Source organism: Treponema bryantii, from assembly GCF_036492245.1.
Taxonomy (GTDB): domain Bacteria; phylum Spirochaetota; class Spirochaetia; order Treponematales; family Treponemataceae; genus Treponema_D; species Treponema_D bryantii_C.
In genome coordinates this window covers 338,159-360,487 of the sequence record NZ_AP025286.1, presented here as the reverse complement: position 1 = coordinate 360,487, position 22,329 = coordinate 338,159, and the positions used below count along the sequence as shown (strand labels likewise).

General features: G+C 34.9%; 2 protein-coding genes. Both read right to left on the bottom strand.

What is annotated here, in order from left to right; translation table 11 throughout:
* Positions 1 to 3: 3 nt before the first annotated feature.
* Positions 4 to 12,306, bottom strand: coding sequence for a hypothetical protein (locus AABJ44_RS01890; protein WP_338370239.1), 12,303 nt, complete (start codon positions 12,304 to 12,306; stop codon positions 4 to 6).
* Positions 12,307 to 12,551: 245 nt separating this feature from the next.
* Positions 12,552 to 22,310 carry a hypothetical protein gene (locus AABJ44_RS01885; RefSeq protein WP_338370238.1) on the bottom strand — a complete coding sequence of 3,253 codons (9,759 nt, stop codon included), beginning with the start codon at positions 22,308 to 22,310 and terminating at the stop codon, positions 12,552 to 12,554.
* Positions 22,311 to 22,329: the final 19 nt, after the last annotated feature.

Here is a 22,329-nt window from a genome sequence, read left to right as displayed (position 1 = left end):
AGACTAACGTAACTGCGCAGTTTCAAGACATGAACCGGTACTTGTAGAAATCTGATAGCCTAAAATACCATTCGATGTTCCGTTACCATAAGTTTTACTCCAGTTTACAGATTGGTAACCATTTAAAGTATTGGAAATCGAACTATTCTTTATTTGTCCATTAATTTTAGAATCTTTAAGTACCCCATTATTCTTCCATACTCCAACATTTACCTTATCTTCTCGATTAGTTGTCATTCGGCTTGGTGAAGGAACAACTGTTACTTCCCATGCACCTGTAAATCTTTCATTTGAATCTGCACCAGCAGGAGCCTGATTAAAGGTAGCTGTAGCATCAGACACTGTAGGATCAACCAGGTATGCATACTTTGGCATTTTGATTGCAGAAGTATAGTAACCGATGTATGGAATTGCATGACCTTTAGAGTTCACTGCGACATCCAGAGTCAAGTGTTCACCAACTGCACCAGATGCATCAACTGTACAAGTAGATGCAGTACTTGATGGAGATTCAAGATAAGCATACTTTACATCTCCATTACCAGCATAAGCGGCAATATGAAGATGATTGTCCTTATCTGCCACAATATGACAATATTCTCCACCTTCTGCAAAAATTGTTTGTGGCTCAGTCCAGTTTTTAGCAGTTGCATCTCCCTTAAGAGACTCCCAAGCTGTAATAGGATCAGTAATAGAACTGAATTTACAGCAGTTATCTTCGGCATCATACCAAACTACACAGACAACGTCTTTTCCATTGCTCTTAACAACTGCAACATCGACATACTGACCAGCACCTCTACCAGATATACCAGGCACATTTTCTCTTGAATAAACATTGTTAGCATATCCAGATATAAATGAAGCACCAGATTTACCATTTGCAATTACCTGACAATTAGTTGTTGCATAGTATGAAGGAGCACCAGCTTGATATGTATCATTAAAACCACCGGTATTTCCTGTTGTAACACCAGAGAATGTACCTGCCCTGAATCTTATCTGATTTGTAAGAGCATCATAGTAAACTAAATACAGGTTTGTATTTGTTCCAGTTACAGTTGAAGCAAACTCCGGAGAAAGATAACGATATTTCATAAGAGAATAGGCAAATGTTCCATTTCCTGTCTTAAGCGCATTTTCTTCCAAGCGAAGAGCATGGAAATCATTCACTGTACCTGCTGCATCATTTAATGTACCCGCTGTACTATGTAGACCTCCACCCCAGCGACTTGTATAGAGATCCCATTTATCAACGGAACCACTACTATTTGTATCACCACCAGAACAAACAGAATATGTATAACCTAAATCATCTACATGGAATCCAACACAAGGGCCTGCAAAAGTATCCCAGTCTCCTGCCCAATAAATTGATGAGTAATTATCATTATAACCATCAATTATTTCAGAATAGTCTTCAATTCGATTGCCTCTCTGTCGTTGTGCTTGATAATGGAATGACTTTGGATTTCCACCCATACTGAAATACAAACCACCATTTGCAAAAGCATAATTAAGCATTCCAGTTGTCTGGTTTATTTTCATATTGATACCTGTTGTAAGACCATTTATTGGCACTGCAGCACTATCATTGAATTCCCAGACATCAAATTCTACATCATCAGTAAGAATGTTGTTTGTATCGCCATTTCCCTGGCGGTTGTACCAGTTTGCATAAGCATCACCAGTTTCACTAGCTGTTCCCTTGGCATCATTTTCGTTAATGTTATTCATTACAGGTATACCATTAACCGTAAGATTCAATTTTCCAGTTGAAAGCTTTGCAACATTAAAGCCAAGTTGTCCATTTGTACTATTATCAATTTTCAAGGAATCAGTTGCATTACCAACAGTAAAGGTATTACTTCCACTTACGATAGTTGCGCTACCATTAATATTGAAACCGTACAAAATAACATCTTCTGAAGTATCTGTAGTAAGTGTTATACTAGAATCTATATTTGAAACGATAGACTGTACTGGATAGTGTCCTAATGCAGTTCTGTTATAAACAGATGGATTTGTCGTCTTATGCTTTGAAAGTCTTGTTTTAACCGTAGTAATATACGGTACAATATCCATCTTGTAGTAATAGGTCATGTTATCTTCACAGTCAGACTTTTTGTATACAATAGTACTGTCTGGAGTTGATGAAGAGACCTTTGTGTTACAATAGAAATCTGCATAATAAGTTGTAAGAGCATTCGGCTGCTTCTTTGCATTACTCCATACATCAACCTCTTTAAGAGCTGTTTGTTTTGTATTTGTATCAACTGTATGAGTAGATTCTCTTGAACCTCGTGCATCTACAGCCCAAACAATAACTTTCTGATCAAGTTCAGTTTTATTTGTTCGTTCTGCTGTATCTACTGTGAGAGTCCATTTAGCAAGGTGACCGTCACTATTACAATAAATATCCTCTACAGAGAAGCCCCATCCATCGGCAAAAGCTCTTGATGTCCATGTACCGTTGGTATATGTAGAAGCTAACTTTTCTGTATCAAGTTTTGTATGGTTATCCATTTGAACATAAAGTTGATTAAGTTTTATATCGTCAAATGCATAACCTTCAATCTTAATCTTACCAGAAACTTTAGGGTCATCACCTAGTTTAGTTTTTCCAGTTCCTACTTCTGTATTCTTAATAGCATCGGTAAGTTCTTTTTCAAGTTCAATATGACCTTCTGCAATTAATTTGTTGTCACTGTCTTTTGTCCAACTTACAGAGTTTTCTGTCTTTGAATTCCAGTAGAATGGACGAATCTTTACTTCTGGAGCTTTTACATCGGTGTAATTATTCTGAAGAGCAATCTGCATTTCACAGCTGAGTTTTGTGTCACCTTCTGTGCTGTCAGAAATTACAATATCGAACCATGTTGGAGCATTTGATGTAGAATTATCCAAAGCTCCAAGTATTGTTGCTCCATCGAAAGTGATTACACTTTCTGTATTACCAGTAACGTAAGTTACAGAGTTTGCATCTGTAACTGTTGGTAGATTCTGACCATTATCTGTTCCAGATACTGCAGTTGTTCCATCATCATTTGTGATTGCGGCCTTTGCAGCACTCTTCAAAGCTTTTGACCCTGAAGTTGTTGAAGCTGTAAAGCCTGTAATCTCTTTTGTTTCTGAATCTACAGTAAAGGCAGCTTTTTTACCAATCTTGTATTCATAGTACAAATCACCGTTTCCACCTACAATTTCTGGGATAAACTTAACTGTATCTGTTACCTTCATAAAGGCTATAGAACTATTTGCCGCAATTCCATCAACATCATCAGTATTACCAGAAACAATCAATTTTGAAGTTACATCATTTGAACGATCTGTTGCTTTTCCATCAATTGTTGGACGAACGCGGGAATAATATCTGCTCTTTGTTTCATCCTCGTAATCTGCTGCATGGACTCCAGTATTACGCCAGCCCTTTGCGTTTCCGTTATAATCTGTCCAAACTGTAACACCAGCAAGACGAGGTGCATTATTTGCCACATTTCCAGAATATGATTTTTCGGTAGCGTTTCCTGCTTTATCAAAAGCTACAAAGTGTATTGTAACTGGACCATCAAGCATATTCTGAGAGTTGAGAGATGCTGACCATGGATAAGAATTAGTCTGCTTTGTTACCCCTTCAATTAACCAGTCACCATCTCCACCAGATATTACAGTTGTATCTTCAACATTTTTCTGGTAAAGACCATTATAGGTTGCCCCCTGCTTTTTACTTTCTGGAGAAAGATTATCAATTACCAAAGCTGGAGTTACGTAAATTTTCTTTGATGAATTAGAAGTAGTCAATGTACCATCTACAGTGATTGTTGTTGTAGTAACTGTCTTAATCTTATAAATTACGCCATCAACCTTACAAATACCACCTTTGCGTATCCAATCATCACTTACAGAAACTGTAATTGTATCTGATTCGGTCTTTGTGGCGGTTAATTCTTTCCAGTAAATACCATCGCCATGACTTGCAACTGAAGTATACTGGAAGCCTGTTGAAAGATAATAATTGTTATGTTTATCATTTGTTCCAGAAGATCTGTCTTTTGTTACCAAAGGATCAAGAACGTTTGTTGTATTTCCTATTGTTCTTGTAAAGTACATAGCAATTCTTTCAAATCCACTCTGTTTTCCTTCTTCATCGAAGGTTCCGTAAACTGAGTACATACCAGAAGAATTTTGTACCTTATTTCCAGTACCAGAAAGTTCGACTGCATTATCATCAGCACTTACAGTTGCTTTGAAGTCAGGAGAAGTACAATCGTAATTTACTGTGATTGTACGTTCTACAGAGTTACTTTCAGCTGTAGCATCTACTGCAGAAATCTTATATGTGATAGTGCCATAACCTGAATCTTCTCCAATTGGAATACGGAAATCATAATCATACGCAGTAATTGTATGCTCAGTTGGTTCTGTATAATGAGTAGTATGTTCTGAAGACTGAACAACCTTATCAGATTCAGAATTGTTTATTGTACCTGTATTTGTGGAATTATTTCCTTCTACAAGAGTATGAGATGCAGAGCCATCATGCCATAACAACTGTTTTACACCATTACCATCTGTAACAGAACCTATTAAATACCACTGTCCAGAAATCCACATATCTTCCTTATAGGTGATACGCTTATCGATATTGCTTTCCGCAAACTTATTAGCAGCAGTTTCATTCTTAAGTTTTACAAGCTGCATATCACTAAGAGAAGGAGCATTCTTATCAATCTGAACTGTTCTTGAAACTGTATCACTTATTTTTCCAGAAGCACTCTTTGCTATAATATTCACAGTATAGTCAGGAGTTGCATTTTCTTTTTCCAATTCATGATGACTATTAATAGCAAAGTTCCAGCTGGTTGGTGTTCCACTAACCTCAATACCTTTTAAAGTAGAAGTAATGTTTACAACTCTATAATAAGGTTCAGAACCTGTTGATTTATTTTTTGTATCTTCAATTAATTTATCAAGTTTTGTCACCCAATCATCATTTGAATTATCAATTGAAGTTGGAACAATAATCTGTGCATAAACCTTTTCAACTGAATTTGTTTCAATTGTTGTTTCGCCCGAGAATCTGATAGTTCCACCGAGTTTTGCATTATCATCTGGATAAGTAATCTTAACCACAGGTTTATCGCCATTTGGTATTACTTTAAGAGATAATGCCTCTGGTTCAGAAGAGTTCTCTATTTCGTCTACAACATAAACCCACAATTTAAGAACTTCTGTATCATTATAATTATCGATATCAGATACTTCATAAAGGTCTTTAAGCCATTCTCTTAATCTTTTTTCATGAGTTACACCTGTGATAGCAGTGGCAGCTGTATCGCCATCAAATTTAATTACAGCAGAAAGTTTATTATTCTCAAAGAGAATTTCTTTCCAATTTGTTCCTATACGATTTTTTGCTTCAGCTGGTGTAGTTACATCATCTTTTGTAAGAGAATAATATACATGTTTCATATCTGCTGCATTAACAGTTCCACCAACTTCTATATCTTTGATACCATAAACTGTCTGATTGTCTTTATGACTTGTAAACTCAAATTCTGCTGGAGTGTTATCAATTGTAATGCTTACAGTTTCTGTTGTTGTCTTTGCACCATCAAATACTTCAAGCTTACACTCTCTGAGTCCACTTTCCATACCAGTCGCAATAATTTTTGCAGATGTCCACTTATTATATGTGTGTCCATCTACTTCTTTTGTTGCATCGGTATCTGTACTTGCAGCCTGTTTGAAATTGTAAATATAGTAATCATTATCCATATCTTCTGCTGCTGTTGAATAGCCAGATACAGTTGACTTATCACTTGAATTCTTTGGAACCTTAAGTTTTATTGTATCGACACCATTTATATCATAAGCATATACACGAATATAGATTTCCTTTTTATTACCAGTTCCACCTGTTGTAGGTTTGCTGCTTATTGACTGCCAATTTAAAGTAGTAGTTGCATATGTCCATCCCTGATTTGTTATAAATGGAGCTGTCGTATCTATTGTTGTACTAACAGCAGAAGCCTTGATTGTTGTACCAGTTTCTGGAAGATATCCAAATTTATTATTTTTACTGTCAACAATTTTTACAGAGTTCAATACTTCTGTTTTCTGAGCATCTGTAGAATAAGTAGTTAAATCGCTGGAAATATAATCCTTTGTACCATCATTTAACTTAAACCAGATTTTCTGTGGACCATCAGATAGTTTTAATTTGAATGAACCATTGGTATAAGTGAAATCCGAGTTCGCAGCTGGAGTTGTCCAGGTAGTTGAAGTAGTTGGTTTTTCATTTCCAATATAACAACTTATAGTAGACGGAACCCCGTCATCATCAGAAACATTTCCATAAATCTCGTTATTACCAAAGATAGACTCTGCAAGATCAATATTTGTAAGTGTAATAACAGGGCGGTCAGTATCCTGATTTACATAGATATCTTTTGTAGCTTCTGTTGTATTTCCGGCAGCATCTGTTGCAATTGCTTTGATTGTGTACTTTGTGTTATTGATAAGAGTTGTTGTATTACATTCGGCAATCCAGTTATTGGCTGTACTTTCTGATGTCTGATCCAAATCATTCCAAGCTGTTTCACCTGCTTTCTGATACTTAAGCACAACTGTACTGAGTTTATTTTTATCGCTTGCTGAACCATTAATTGTGATTGTTCCGTTTACATCTTCAACATCAATACCATTTACCTTTGTTTTTGAACCAGGTGTTGTAACTGATTTGAAGCTGACAGATGGAGGATCACTATCCTTTGTAACAGTAAGAATTCTTTCCTTTGCTTCATTTCCTGCTTTATCTGTAATGAGTGCGTAGATTGGATTTGTTTTGTCTGGATCATATTTATCAACACCATTTGTAACAGGAACATTTACAATCCAGTAATTTCCAGATTGTGTTGCAGCAATTGTATGATTTCCATACGCATATTTAACTGCAGCAATTCCAGAATTCATATCTGTACCTGAAGTTTCTGCATCAGCAACTTCAATCTGAAGATCATATCCATAGTCGCCATTTACAAGAATTTCTGAACTTGACTCATAGTTTGTTGTACGATACTTAACCTTAGATGTAGTAAGAGTTGGAAGAACTGTATCTACATAAACAGTTTTTCCGCCTGCATCTTTAACATTGCCTACAACATCTTTTATCTGTACCTTGATTGTATTACTTCCTTGTGAAGTACAGTTTACAGTTGCTGTATAAATTCCTTCTGAACCAGACATTGGATTCCAGTGGGCACCATTATCTATAGTATATTCTACTGTAGAAACTCCCGAACCATTTGCTGGATCTGCTACATCCACGATTTTAATATTGATGAATGATGATTTATACCAGGTCTTGGCAGCATCACCTGTACCAACAGTGGTTCCTGTTGAAGTAACTGAAAGAGTTCCATGAGTTGGAGCTGCTGTATCGACTACAACTGTTCGCTGAACAGAGGAAGAACGACCGGCCTTGTCTGTTGCTGTAATTGTAAGAGTATGAGTTCCATCAGTAAGTTTATTTTCTGTTTGTGTATCTGTTCCAGGATTTATTTCCTTAGACCAGTTACCATTTGTAATTGCAGTTCCTGCAATTGTCCAGTTTTTTGCATTCTCGCCTGTACCATCTGTAATTACGATATTTTCAATTCCGTTATTATCAGAAGCTGTACCTGACAGTGTCAGTTTTCCGCCAGCTTTAACCTGTGCTCCAGTTGTATTTACAGTTGTTTCGGTAAGGGTTGGAAGGGCTCTATCTACCCAGAATGGTTTTGAGAATACTGATACATGGTTTGCATCACTTCCAGAGACATTGTCTTTTGCGTAGATGTAAAGATACCATCTTCCTTCTTTGAGATTTGCAGCAGCTGTTCCTCCCAGATTTTTTTCAACTGAGAGTTCACCATTATCTATAGAAGACCAGCCTGTTCCTGTTGAAGCAGAAGTTTTTATTGCATTTTCATTGGTAAATGGAGTTTGTGTGAAAAGATATTTTGCTGTCTGAATTCCTGAACCCGCATCAGATACAGAACCTGCAAATGTATATTTTGCATCTGTAAGAGTTTCAACCGATTCCGCAGGAGCATTCAAATTAATAACTGGTGCTACAGAATCTTTATAAACATAATAGGTCTTTGGTGTTTTACGACCAGCAACATCTTCTACTTCTACTATAATCTCATTTCTCTGATTTGGTGTGATAGTAATAGCTTTTGACCAGGTCTTATTTGTTACTTCAACAATATCGCCTCCAACTTTAACCTGCTTGATTCCATTAGTATCAGAAACACTTCCTGTAAGAGTAAATGTTGTTGCGTCATAATAGAAATTCTGTTTTTCGGTAAGTACAGAATCTTCATATTTTACATAATCAATAGAAGGGTCTCCTTTATCTACAACAAAATAACGAGGACGAAGTTTTGTATCTGTTGCATTTTTATTTGTTGTTGTTACGTTACCAGATTTATCTTCTGCTTTTACATGGAGATACCAGTTTCCTTCTGTCAGTTTTCCATCTGCGGCTACATGACCTTTAATCAAATCTCTTGAGATATAGAAATCACCACCACTAAATGTTTCTCCAGTTCCCCAATCAGTTGGAGTAGAATTATCATTAGTAAACTTGTAATAAATTTTTGCAACACCTACACCGTCATTTCCATCATTTGCATTAATTCTGAAAGTATAGCTTTCATCATCAAGAGGATTTGCAGAATCTGCCTGAGGAAGCTTTATTTCAATGCCAGGACCTTTTGTATCGCGGTGAATTGTAATAATATTTTCCTTTGTATTTCCTGCAAAATCTTTTACTTTAATAGTAATTCTTGTTTCACCATCCTGAAGTGTTGGAGTAATTGTAAACTTATATGTTCCAGCTACAAAAACAGGTGTAATATTCGTTGCTGAATTTGTTGCTTCTACTGTTACATAAGATGCACTATTTTCAAAATTTGTATCACTTACTATACCTGTAATTGTTACAGCGGCTTCGCCAGAATAATAATCTCCAGAAGTTATAGAAGTAACTGTTTCACCAGCAGCATTTTTGAGGTTTGTTGCTGTGTAACTTACAATTGGAGTAATTGTATCTATTTTTACAGTAGCAGTTTTTTCTGCAGCATTACCAGCTGCATCTTCTGCAAGAATTCTTAACGTATTATTATCAGAATCGTTCTGGAAAATAATTGTTCCACTATAGACGCTTCCAGATTTAGCAAGAGGAATCCAGTTTTGTCCATCATCAAGAGAATATCTAACCTGAGAAACTCCTGTATCACCTGCCTGTTTATCTTCTGCTGTCAATGAGAGTGCTAAATTCTTAGAATTATACCACTTAGAATTCTCATGAATTTCACTTGCAAGTTTTACATCAGAAATTACAGGCTCATTTAAATCTACAGTAATAGATTCATCGCCTGTTCCGTATTTAGGATTCTGTTCCTTATAATTTACATCATGAACTTCATAATAAACCTTATAATCTCCAGAAATTGTAATACCTGCCTGTGTTAAACTAAAGGAATCTGTAATTGTTGGATTTGCACTATCAAGTTCAGGAATTTCATTCTCTTTTAACGTAGTTTCACTGAGAATCTCATCATTTGATTTCTTAATAGTACGAATCAAAGTAAATGGTTTCTGATCAGATTTAATAGCAACATGAGCAACTATATTCTCACCAATTCCTACAGGATCCTTATCAAACTTTATACTCTTAATAACTGGTGCTGCAGCTGTAACACGTACATAGAAATTTCTAGTTACAGCAGGATTATTCTTATTATCAGTTACAGAAATATCAACATTATAAATACCAGGATCTTCCGGCATAATTAAATCAAGAGGATATTCAGTAACATCGTTAAGTGCTATAGTTACTGCTTCCGGATTATAATTTGTTCCAGTAAGCTTATAAGTAACCGAACTAAGACCATCATCATCTATCAATCTGTAAGAAACAGTCTGATTACCAGAATACATATTCTTAAAGTTTGATTCTTTTTTGATATCTTCTTCAGATAATTTTACTGTGTTAGTATTTGCAGTTTTTGGTAAAATTACAGGTGCATCTGTTGACTGATCAATTGTAAAATCTCGTTCGAATAAAGTTTTTGAAATATCTTCAATATCAACACCTTTGTTTCCTGCACGGTCTTCTGCAAAAATCTTTACTTTGATTTCCTTTTTATTAGAACCATCTGCAATATCTTTTGTATGAATTATAAAAGACTGTTTTGCAGGTGTTGTAATGTAATGTTTTACAGTTGCTTTAGTTTCTGCTCCAACCATAAATGGTAACTCATTACCATTTTCATCTACAATTATAAAGTAAGGACGTCTGTCTTTTCCTTCTTCAAGAGCTGTCTGAACAGTATCATAATCATCAAGAATAGATACCTTCATAGTTACATCACCGTTAAGATAACCATCCTCTCCAGAACCATCTTCTAAATCAAGATCGTACTTTTTTGCTGTCGGTAACATGCTATCAATACTGATTGTTGGACCATCAATATCATAGATAACAGTTTTTGTACGAGTTGTCGGCATGTTATCCATATCTGAAGTAATATCAAAAACATACTGATTACTTTGTGTCTGATCAAATTTGAAATTATCTCCATCAATTGGAATTTCATATTCAAAATTATAAATAATAAGGCCGCCTTCGATTTTCTCCTTGTCAGCTTCTGTAACCTTATGAGAATAAATTTCCTGACCAGTTACTTCCTCACCTTTTTTACAAACAATAGAAATTGTTGGATATCCATCTGGAACTGAAGTTGTACCGGCAATTTTAAGAGTCTTACCTTTCATCAAATATGATGTTGTTGGAGATGGTGAAGTGAGTGTTAATCCAGGGGCAACATTCTTTGCCTTAAAACGGATATAGAATACTGAATCATCAAAAGAAGGAACTATCTTGTTTCCTTCTGTATCAGCTCCTTCAACTCCAATAATATATGTTTTTCCATACTCAAGGGGTACAACTGTACCATTTTTATCTTTACAATTCTCTTTCTGAATTGTTGTAAGGAACTGTCCATCTCCTTTCTGCTGGTATTCTGACTGCTGAGGATAAATTTTACTACCGAGAACTTCCTTTCCAGTTGCATCAGTTGAAACTGGAATAAGATAGACTTTCATATTCTCTGTATCCAGAGAAATTCCATCCAAACCTTTTGCAAGCTGAATTGTAAGTGAACGATCATTTTCTACATCATTTGCAATGCCAAGCTCTAATCCAGAAATTGAGAATGTAGGGTTGTTAAGTGGATTAAGCTTAAAGCTACCTGCTGAAATAGCATTACTAAAAAGATTAGAAATTAATGATTGTGTTTTTGCAGAACGGCTTGTATCTGTTGTATTTTTTCCTGCTTTGAGTGCATATAAATCTGGAATTTTGATTTTTGATGTACTGGCAGTAGCTTTCTGATACTCAGTCTGGAATTTTTCCCAATCTGCCCAAAGAATATATGATGGCTCTGAGTTTCCATCATTATCATCTTCTTTTTCTTCACCTGCTACTGGATAACGTTTTGCTCCATCATATGCAACGATTTCACAATAATATGCTTTTTCACCAGCTTCCTTATCATCACCATAAATGGCAGAATAAACATCTTTATCGAGGAATTTTGCTACATCAAGAGAGATTGTTGGAGGTATGCTTGTTATTTCCTTTTCATAAAGAATTGTAGCTGGATCATCTTTGCTATAGAATTTTATTACAATCTTTTCTATATCATTATCATCTGCAGCCTGTCCTTCAATTGTAAGATACTGACCGTAAGATTCTATCTTATTTGTATCTGTTTCCTCTTTTTTCGAAGAAGGTCTCGATAAAACTACTACCGGTGCAGTATTATCAATAACATAAGAACGGGTAGTTTCTGATTTATGCCCTGCGGTATCTGAAATTTTAATAGTAACTTCATATTTTCCATCTACTATTTTTAAATTTGGTTTCTTTGGATCTGGCTTTGAAGGATCAATCAGACATTTCCAATTGTTTTCATCATACATTTCTCCTTTAAATGAAAAAACCTGATCTGTTTCGTTATTTTTTAAGAAAACATCAATATCTTCAATAGTACCATCATCTGTCCAAGTTCCACTAATAGTAAATGTATCACGGATAATTGCAGATGTCTTTGGTGTGTCAATTGAAATCACAGGTACATCAACATCGACCGAAGCACCCAGACCAATTTCACAGGCTGCAAATAGATTCAAACTAAGTGCAAGCGTAACCAAACCAAACTTTAAAAGAATAGAACTAATACTTTTTCTCATATACAACCCCAGAGTATATAAAAACATTTTTTTGAGGTCGCCTAAAGGACAAATGATGTAACTAGAGATGAGTTAGAACTTTTTTATTACCCTTTAAGCGACAACTATACTTATATAGTATCGGCATAAAGCGTCTGAAATAATATACATTATTTCGATTTTATTTTAGCACAGGTTTGAAATCTGTAAAAGAGAATTTTTTATTATAAATACAGAGGTCCGCCTTGAATCGGCGGACCGTTCAGTTATTTCATTTGGGCGGTTTCGATGAAGCCACCCGCTCCCTTTGTTATAGCGTAGCCGAGAATAGGATTCTTTGATCCGTTACCGTAAATCATTCCATTACTATTTGCTGCAGTGGAATTACCAACATTTGCTCCTGCCGAACCTGGAGTTATACCATTTGGTACATTTTCATCAGTTGTTGAATAAGTCAGATTTCCTGAATTATCTTTCCATACACCTACATTTATATGATCTATAGAAATTTTACTGTTACTAGGAATGACACTTACTTCCCAATTCTTTGTAAAGCTCTCATCTTCTGCACCTGAAATAGAACTTACATCAGCTATAGATTCTTCAGAAGCCCAATATGCAACTTTTGGTCTTGCACAGCTGCTTCCATAATAACTGATATATGGAACAGGATTAGAATCCTTTATAGCAACATCAATACTTAATTCTGTTCCAACAATACCATAAGAATCTACAATACAAGTTTTGGCACTTGCAGGTGCATCAAAATTGTCCAGATATGCATACCAGACATCTGCATTTCCATTATCATAACATGCAATATGGACATTGCCTTCACCATCTATTACAACCTTACAATATTCACCGATACCGTTTCCTTCGCCAAATATTGCAACAGGTGTACTCCAACCAGTTGCAGCCTGTGAGAATGAATCTATACCTTTATCTGAACCATCTTCATTTTTACCCAAATATGTATTATCACCTTTATATGTTGGTGCGGTAATTTTTTGTGGTGTTTTATTATAAGAATAAAGCATCTGATTATTCGTTGCATCATACCATACAGCAACAACAAGATCATCTGTAAAACTGACTGGTTCCTGTTCAGTACCAATATTATAAGTATTTCCAGCACCCTTTCTTGCAGCAATACTTACATATTGTCCGGCATGTACAGGAGCTCCTTCTCTGGTCATTACAGCTGTATTTGCCTGGTAATTATGATTCTTGTTATCAGATCCTTTGTAGAACGTTTTTTTATTTTTTGTCTGTCCTGCTATTAAAGAAACATACTCCAATGTATACGGTAAGTCCTTAACAAGTTTTGATCCTGTCAATGACTTTGTTCCTTCTGAATTATCTGTCTTTGCATCACCAGAAACAGAGGTAGGGCCATAATAATCATAGAAAAGATTATTTTTACTTCGCACTTTATTAGTAGCATTCTCTAAAATACCCCACTTAAATCGAATTTCTTCATTTATTGCATCATAGTAAGCAAGATAAACTGTTGTACTAGTAGCAGTTGCGTTCGCAACAGTTGTAGCTATTGATGAGGATTGTATTCGTTCCTTATTGATATTATTTCCATCAAAAGTTGAACCATCTGTAGACTCTCCCTGACCTACAAGTTCAATTCTTAACTGTCCTGTTCCATTATTATGTCCATAAGATTGATCATAAAAGCCTTTGCCCCATCTGCTTGTAAATATTCCAAATGCATCAGCTGACGGATTACCATTAATATCCCCACCTGCAGTAGTACCAAAAGAATTTCCGTTTGCATCATAGGCAAATCCTATACTTGTCCAGAAATCAAGTCCCTGTTCCCAGACATCATAAGATTTATCAAGACTACCCATGCTAAAATTCAGAGGCCCACTTGCAAAAGCAAATCCTACCTGTTTATTCTTTGGATTGATTGCCATAACTGGCTGTGACAATGGGCCACTCTTAGGCTTTCCGGCCTCACTATTGATTCCCCATATATCAAAAACAATATCATCTGTAAGCAGATTGTTATTATCACCATTAGGCTGGCGGTTGTAGTAGTTATCATAAATTGTTTTATCACCTGTTGGATTATCATTCAAATTTACCGTTTTACTATATGAACCTCTACTATCATTATAGTTTTCATTGTTTAGAGCTTTTACACCATTTATCTCAAAATCATATGCACCGGAACTTGAGAGTGTTGAAATATCCAATGTTGTATTATCGCCAAGGTTATAACCTGCAAATATAATCTCCTCATCAGAACTGACAGTATAATGACCGAGTGCTGTTCTACCATAAACGCTTGGATTATTCTGTTTTAATTTACCAAGTTTTGTTGTTATACCAGTAATATAAGGAACGACATCTACTCTATAACTAGGAGAGCGATTATCTTCATAAACAGTAGTATCATCACTTAAAGTCTTACTATTTTTTTGAGTAATCAATGTTGTACAATCCATATCGAGATAGAAAGAAGTTGATTGAGTTTTTGCAACTGACCACTTAACTGCTGAAACTGAGGTCTGGGATAGATTTTCTACAGAAGATGCTTTCTGATTCTTTCCAAAGGTTCCATCTTCGTTCAAGCCACCACGATCCATTACCATAACCTGAATCTGTCTGTCTGTATCTGCAATTCCGTCAATTTTTGCTGTATCTATGGCAACCTTCCAATAAACAACATTGTAATCAAGACCATTTTCTTCAGTTTCTACAACTTCATCTGCTGAAATAAATTTTATGCCATTGTTCTGCAAATCTGTTAAAGCTTTCCAACTTCCAAGAGTATCTGGATTTTCTTTTTCACGAGCAGCTATTTTTATAAAATCATTATCTTCAGTTAAACCAGTAAACTTTAACCACAATTCATCTACTGCAACATTGTCTTTTGCTATACCTTCCAGATAAACTATACCAGAAAGCTTAGGATCTTTATCATGAAGCCCTGTCTTTTCTTTAAATGTATCAGAAGGCAAATCAGCTTCAAGTTCTATATGCCCTTTAGAAATTTTCTTTGAATTAATTAATTCATAGTAAATACTGTTTGTTGAAGAATCTACCCAATAGAACGGTTTTATCAATGCTGTTGGCACTTCTCCATCATTAAGAGCTACATAGAATCTTAAGGACAGATCAGCCCTGTTGCTGTTATAACCTATTTCGGTTCCTGATGTATGATCCCAAATCTGGAAGTGGAAATCCTTAGCACCATCGGTAATACCATGTAAATTTGAAACTGTTAATTCAATTGGTGTTTCTTCTTCACGAATATCATCAGAATGGGTAGAAGCCATTTGAGTAACTATTCTCTTACCATTACTGTCCTTAATAATATTTGCATCATCCTTATCACCAACATAGTATGTCCAGCTTAAACCATCGTTACCGCCAACAATTTCCGGAATAATTTTAACATTTCCTTTCACTGTTAGAATCGGATTTCCGCTCAAAACAGAAATACTGTTTCCATCATTAGGAAGTGCAAGACTATAAATCTTATTTCCATTAGGAGACTGACCATTTACTGTTACATTTTCAACTTTATTCTGGCTTGTTCGGTTATATAAACCAGAATACATTGTCTTCATTTCATTTTCAGTTACAGTTCCGCTGCCGTCTACATCGCTTCCAAATTTTACGCCTGCTATTCTTGGGCGGTTATTCGAAACAGTTCCACTGTAATTTTTATAGGTTGCATTTCCAGCTGCATCAAAAGCTACAAAATGAATTGAAATAACTCCATCTTTTATATTCTGTGAATTTATTGCAACTGTCCATGCATTGGTTGATTTTGTGTAACTTTCAACCATCTGATCTCCATCATCATTTGCAATCTTATTTGATGTATCTCCGAAATATGTTGTTCGTCCTGTTTCTGAAACAGTATTATCAATAACCTGAGCAATTGTAAAATCAACAGAAACAGTGCCGGAATCAATTGCTGTATCCAGCATAATTGTATTCTCAACAGTATCAACTGATTTTATGAGATACATTACATTATTGATTCTACACAGACTTCCATTATGAACAAATGACGGGATATCTTGTGGAAGAGTAACATGCATATTACTTGCTGTACAATTTGAAATAGTTTTCCAGTAAAGATCTGTATTCGACTGAGGTACAGTAAAATCACTCTGCTGGTAACAGTTTTCTGGAATTCCACTTTCAGAAGTTCCCTGTACTTTCATAATATCAGTGAGATATGAAACAGTATCATTTCCAACTTTTATGTCTCTTGTAATATAGAAGACAATTCTCTTAAAACCACTGCCCTGACCATCATTAAATGTTCCAGATATTTGATAAGTTCCTTCTGTCTGAATAATCGAATTACCAGAAATCTCACTTAATGAAGTTGCTTCAAACTGAGGAGCTTCGTTATCACAATTAAGACTTACTGTGTACTCAGTTGTTTTTCCTCCCTGTGCTTCTTCTGCAGAAAGCTTAAAGTTTGGACCATAACATTCTTCTGAACCAATAGGACTTCCTACCGGAACTTTTATAATATAATTTGAATTACCAAATGGTGTTGATTTTGCTTTTATGTCTTCAGTTCGATTTATTCCTGTTTCATTTGTTTCTGTCAAAATAATATTACCAATGCCACTGTCATCTTCAACAGAACCTGTAAGCCACCATTTTCCCTGAATCCACATTCCCTCTGTATATAGAATACTGGCTGTTTCGTCTCCTGATCCCTCTGCATTATTTGCAAATTGGACAAGTCTCATTTTATTTACGTTACCAAATATTGGAGAACCAGGATCCAGATTAAAGTGCAGCTCCTTTATTTCACTTATCTTTCTATTATTCTTTCCAACTGCTAATACACGAATCGCAATTATACTGTTAGATTTATCTGCCTTATTTAATTCGCTGTGTAAATTTGTTGTAAGGTACCAGTTCTGAGGAGACCCCTGCGCTTTTATTGCATGGTCATAAGGGGCCTCAAGACCTGTTGATTCTATACTGTATCCAACATTTGACCAGTTCTCAGAGCTCTTTAATTCAGTTTCCCAGTTTTCAGAGAATACTCCATTCTTATAATCTTTATCTATCTGTATGAATACATCTTCGACAGTATCTGTTGCAATTGTTGTAGAACCAGCCAAGGTTATTGTTCCACCAAGAGTCATATCCTCTTTTGGATAAGATATTTCTACTTCTGGTTTATCCCCCTGTGTAAGGATAACAAGAGGCAGCTTTGAAGGAGTTTCAATTCCTGAGTTATTCAGTTTATCTACTGCATAAATCCAGAGACAAACATCTTTCTTATATTCATTATAACTTGTACCCTGGCCATACAAAGCATTTACATACGAATTGAATAATTCCAGATAGCATTCATCTTTATGATTATTTACATTATCTACATCACCATTAAATACTGCGACAATCGCATTGGTATTTTCAGTTGAAATATCGTAATACTCAGAAGGCATATCTGTTTCAGATTTTGTTATAGCCATCCAAACCTTATCAATTCCATTATCATCATCTGCTCGTCCACTGACTGTAACACGATTATCTGCAACACCTTCATTACCATAAACTGAATCATTTTTAGAAGGATTTATTATAGAAACAACAGGTGGTTTTCTATCTATACAGATATTTGTAAAACCTTTATTTATTGGCTTATCAGCGTTATCAGTAGCAATAATAGTAATAGATTTTTCTGCAATACTTATTGAGCTTATATCTATTTCGAACAATGAAATCTGCTCTTTTCCATCATTTACCGATTCTGATTTTATAGAATTTATTTCAACACTATCATATAAAAGTTGAATTGATTTGATTCCATTAGCATCACAAGCCTTTGTAAGAACATAAAGTTTTTCTGATGGTCCACCAGTTACTATTGAAGTAGCCAAATCTTTCCATTTAATATCTGCACTATCTTTTGTCTGATTTCCATTTATAATAACTCCTTCCATATTTGTAACAGCAGAACAATCATCTAATGTATATGCTATTACTGGTAGAGTTGGATCTACAAGATCGATGTTCAAATATACAATTGAATCATATTTTCCATCAGAATTTCCTATAATCACATCTTCATTATTCTCTTTCTGAGCAAGAAGTTTTGGAGAAGATAGAGCCTCCTGTGAAGAAGCAGCGGCTTTTGTAATGAATTCTTTTATAGTATCACCAGCTTCTTTTACTTTGAAATATAACTTATGCTCATTATCCTTACTTCCATCTGTTGGAAGATTAATTGTAAATTCTAATGAACCTGTTTCATAGCAACTTATCCATTCTGTTGAATCAAAGGAATACCACATATTTGATATGGTATCATCATCCTCAACGATTCCTCTAATTTGAGAATTTTTAACCCAACTAGGATTTGCCTCACAAATGCCATCTTTTATTGTAAGACCACTTGTAAAAGAAATAACAGGACGATCACTTTGAGGATCTACAGTAACTTTGCATGGTGCAGAATATCCTACATTGTCAGCTATATCCTTAGAAGCAACAACAAACCATACATCCAGTGTTGATTCTTCAGAAGATCCTTCCTTAAGAGTATTTGTATTTATATTACTAAATGTCCAGCTATTCTCATTTTCAGAGGTCTTTAATTCAACAAATTTCTGATCTGGATTAGGAGTTGCTAATTCATTCCATATATCAGCTGATGTAATAACTGATTTTGTACCAAGGGTTTCATTTCTTGTATAATAAAGAATGATATTTCCGTTTCCTTCTTTAAGCCCCTTTGCATCGGCTGCAGTGCCGGTTAAACTGATTTTTTCATTTACCTGAACCCCAGCTGTATATTTATCTGCATCAGAAGGTACTTTTATTGTTACTTCTGGTGCAATTGAATCCATTATGATTGTTCCAATACTTATGGTTGCTGTATTGCCAGTTCCTGCTTTATCCTTTGCTGTTGCATAAACAGAAACTGTACCTTCATAAATTTCTCCATTATCATATTTCAGTTTTGAAGTATCGATAGTTGCATTCCATGTTTTACAGCGTTCTGCTTTTATCTCATCTGAAATTTCCTCTGTAGAAACATCTATTGGATATGAAGCAATATCAGGCTGAAGATTTACAGTGAAAGAGATTTTCTTTTTTTCTGTACCACCCTTTTCTTTGTAAATATTTGCATAAACCTCTAACGTATCTATTCCAGCAGGAATATCCAGGACTGAACCATTCAAATTAAAAGTTTGAGTTGCATTTGAATATCGTATTGTATCGTCATTTGCAATAATCTCAGGACCTTCTGTATCTACATTGAGATAATAATAATTATTTTCATCATATGGTTTTTCTACAATTGAATTTCCAACTTTATCTACCGCAACAAAAACAAGATAATTCTCTCCTACTGAAAGACCTGATATTGGTGCATAGAAATTTGATTCAACATCATCCAGATAATATTTTCCTGCAATATTATCTTCTCCATAATCAACAGAAATTGTTGTTCCATCTTTCTGATAACTTTGTGTATAGAAAACTCGTTTCTTTATTATTTTATCTCCAGAGAGGAAAGCAACAGTACCATCACATTCAGTTTCATAATTCTTATAGAATGATTCGGTCTCCCCAGGCTTTGTGTGATAAACCTTATAATAAAGCATATCAAGCCCGCTTCCTGAATCAGAAAATTCTCCACGTACTTTTACTGTTTCTGAATTTCCATAAGTTTGATTTGAATATTTTCCGCCAACATCAATATCTTTATCTTCATTTGTTGAAACTTCTGTATTATCATAATTTCCAATTCGGAATACTATATCTTTTCCTTTCGCATCCAGTTTATGAATGCCTACGGGTGGATTATTATCAAAAATGATTTTCAGAGTTTTCTTTGTCTGATTTCCAGCTAGATCAGTAACAATAATATCTGCAGTTACACCATCGTTTACATCTGGCGAAATATTATCAAAATTCAAATCTGCAAAACTAAATCGGGCAGAAGTTGATGTTTTCGAGTCTAATCCAGGTATTACAAGTTTGATAGATTTTATACCTGTATCATCTGTTGCTATTCCAGAAATACTGTATTTTTTTCCTTCCTTGTTGTTCAAATAATATGTACTGTCTTCTATAACGAGCCCATTATTATTTGTTTCTTTAACTTTTTCATAAGCATTTGTAAACTGAATATTTGAGATTCCAGGGGCAGTTGAATCATAATTAAGAACTACTGTTGCATAAATTGAAATAACTTCATTGTCTTCATTTCCTGTGGTTCTCTTAATATAATAGATTAAACTATGTGGGAAAGCACCATTTGAACCTAACTCTTTTAACTGCTCATAAGTTAATTCATCAGTATATTCTCTATCTTGTGAATCTGTTATAGCTTTTAGTTTCTGCTCAATTTCTGCATCTTTTGAATCAACTTTACGATAAAGTGCATAAGGAGTTGCTGAATCACCCCATTTAAGATTTATTTTTAATTTGCTATCCGGATATTCTGTCCAGGCAACTTTATTTTGAGAAATATAATTTAATGAACAGTTTGTATCTATTTCTATTTTTTCAAGGTTAGACTTAAGTTTAAAAGCATACAAACCTTCAGAAATAATTTTACCATTATCTTTACCCTGAGAGTCATTTCCTTCAACAACAACGACATAATATTTCTCTGTTTGCACATCGTAATTAGAGCTGTCAATTGTTCTTACTGTTTTAAACTTATAAGATTTTCCTGAAAGTGAAATAAAAGCCGAGCCAAAAGGAAGTTCCTGTTCTGTATTTTCATCTTCAATATGAAATTCTTTACCTGGTTTTATAATTGTGACTGGAGATTTTGTTTTATCTATTACTCCTGTTGAATTACATTCCTGCAAATAAACTCCAACAGTATCGGGCATGATTAGATATCCATCAAGTCCTGGACTGACTTCTACTTCAAGATATCTGTTTCCTGCAGAAAACTGATATGCTACATCGTTAGACATATCTTTTCCACTATCAAGAATATTAACCGAACTAACAACAAACTTCGGATTATTTGCCGGATTTATTGAGAACTGACTTTTATTAACTGCATTTTCTGCAAGTTTTTTTAAAACCTCAGAACTATTCAATTTACCTGCTTCGGTAATGTTTTTAGTTCCGTTTTTGATATGATAGAGCTCTGTTGTATTATATTCATTTAGAAAAACTTCAGACAAAATAGAATCCATATAATAGTCTTCAGTTTTATTTCCTTTTTTATCATCTGCTGTCTGCTCACTGCCATCCACAGGAAATCTCTGTGCATTATCATAAATGGTAAATGAACAATATCGTTGAGATACAGCTCCTATTTCATCAGCAATAATAACTCCATTTTCATCTGTATGACCATAAATCTGCGCATAGATATTTGCTTCATTGGCAGTGTAAGAGGCAATCTCTTTTTCAATAGTTAACGGAATATTATCTAAAGGAATACTAGCTATTGGAGTATCACTATCAAGGTTCTCATAAATATTTACTTCTATTCTACTAACTTCATTGTCATCAGCAGCCTTTCCTTCAATGCTAAATGTTCGGCCGTAAGAGTCAAAACTTACTCTACCAGCTTCTGCTATAGTTGAAGGTCTGGAAAGCAGCATTATTGGAGCGGTATTATCAATTGTAAATGTAGTATTTTGTGTTGTTGTATGGCCGCTTGCATCTTTAATGTATACACTAGCCTGATAAGTACCATCAATAATTTCTGTTTCTCCTTTTTCATTTATAGGAGAAATGGTGACTTTCCAGTTTCCAGTTCCACGCTTTACTGAGTTTTCTTCTACAGTACCTGTAAGATTTATTATATTTGTACTTCCATCTGTTCTCTGGAGTTTTGCAGAAACACTAACTACAGTTCCATCATCTGTATAACTTCCACTTAGCAAGAAACTATCACGAATAATTGAATCAACTGGAGGATTTAATATGTAAAGAGCAGGTGCTTCCGTATCAACAGAAGATCCCAGCCCTATCTCGCAGGATACCGTTAAGAGAATTGAAAATATTGATAATAAAATAATTCTTAGTTTCTTCATAGTTATACCTCATAATTAC

What these genes read in the sequence shown, in the direction of transcription:
- AABJ44_RS01890 (WP_338370239.1), bottom strand. Translation starts at nt 12,306, where the DNA reads ATGAGAAAAAGTATTAGTTCTATTCTTTTAAAGTTTGGTTTGGTTACG.
- AABJ44_RS01885 (WP_338370238.1), bottom strand. Translation starts at nt 22,310, where the DNA reads ATGAAGAAACTAAGAATTATTTTATTATCAATATTTTCAATTCTCTTA.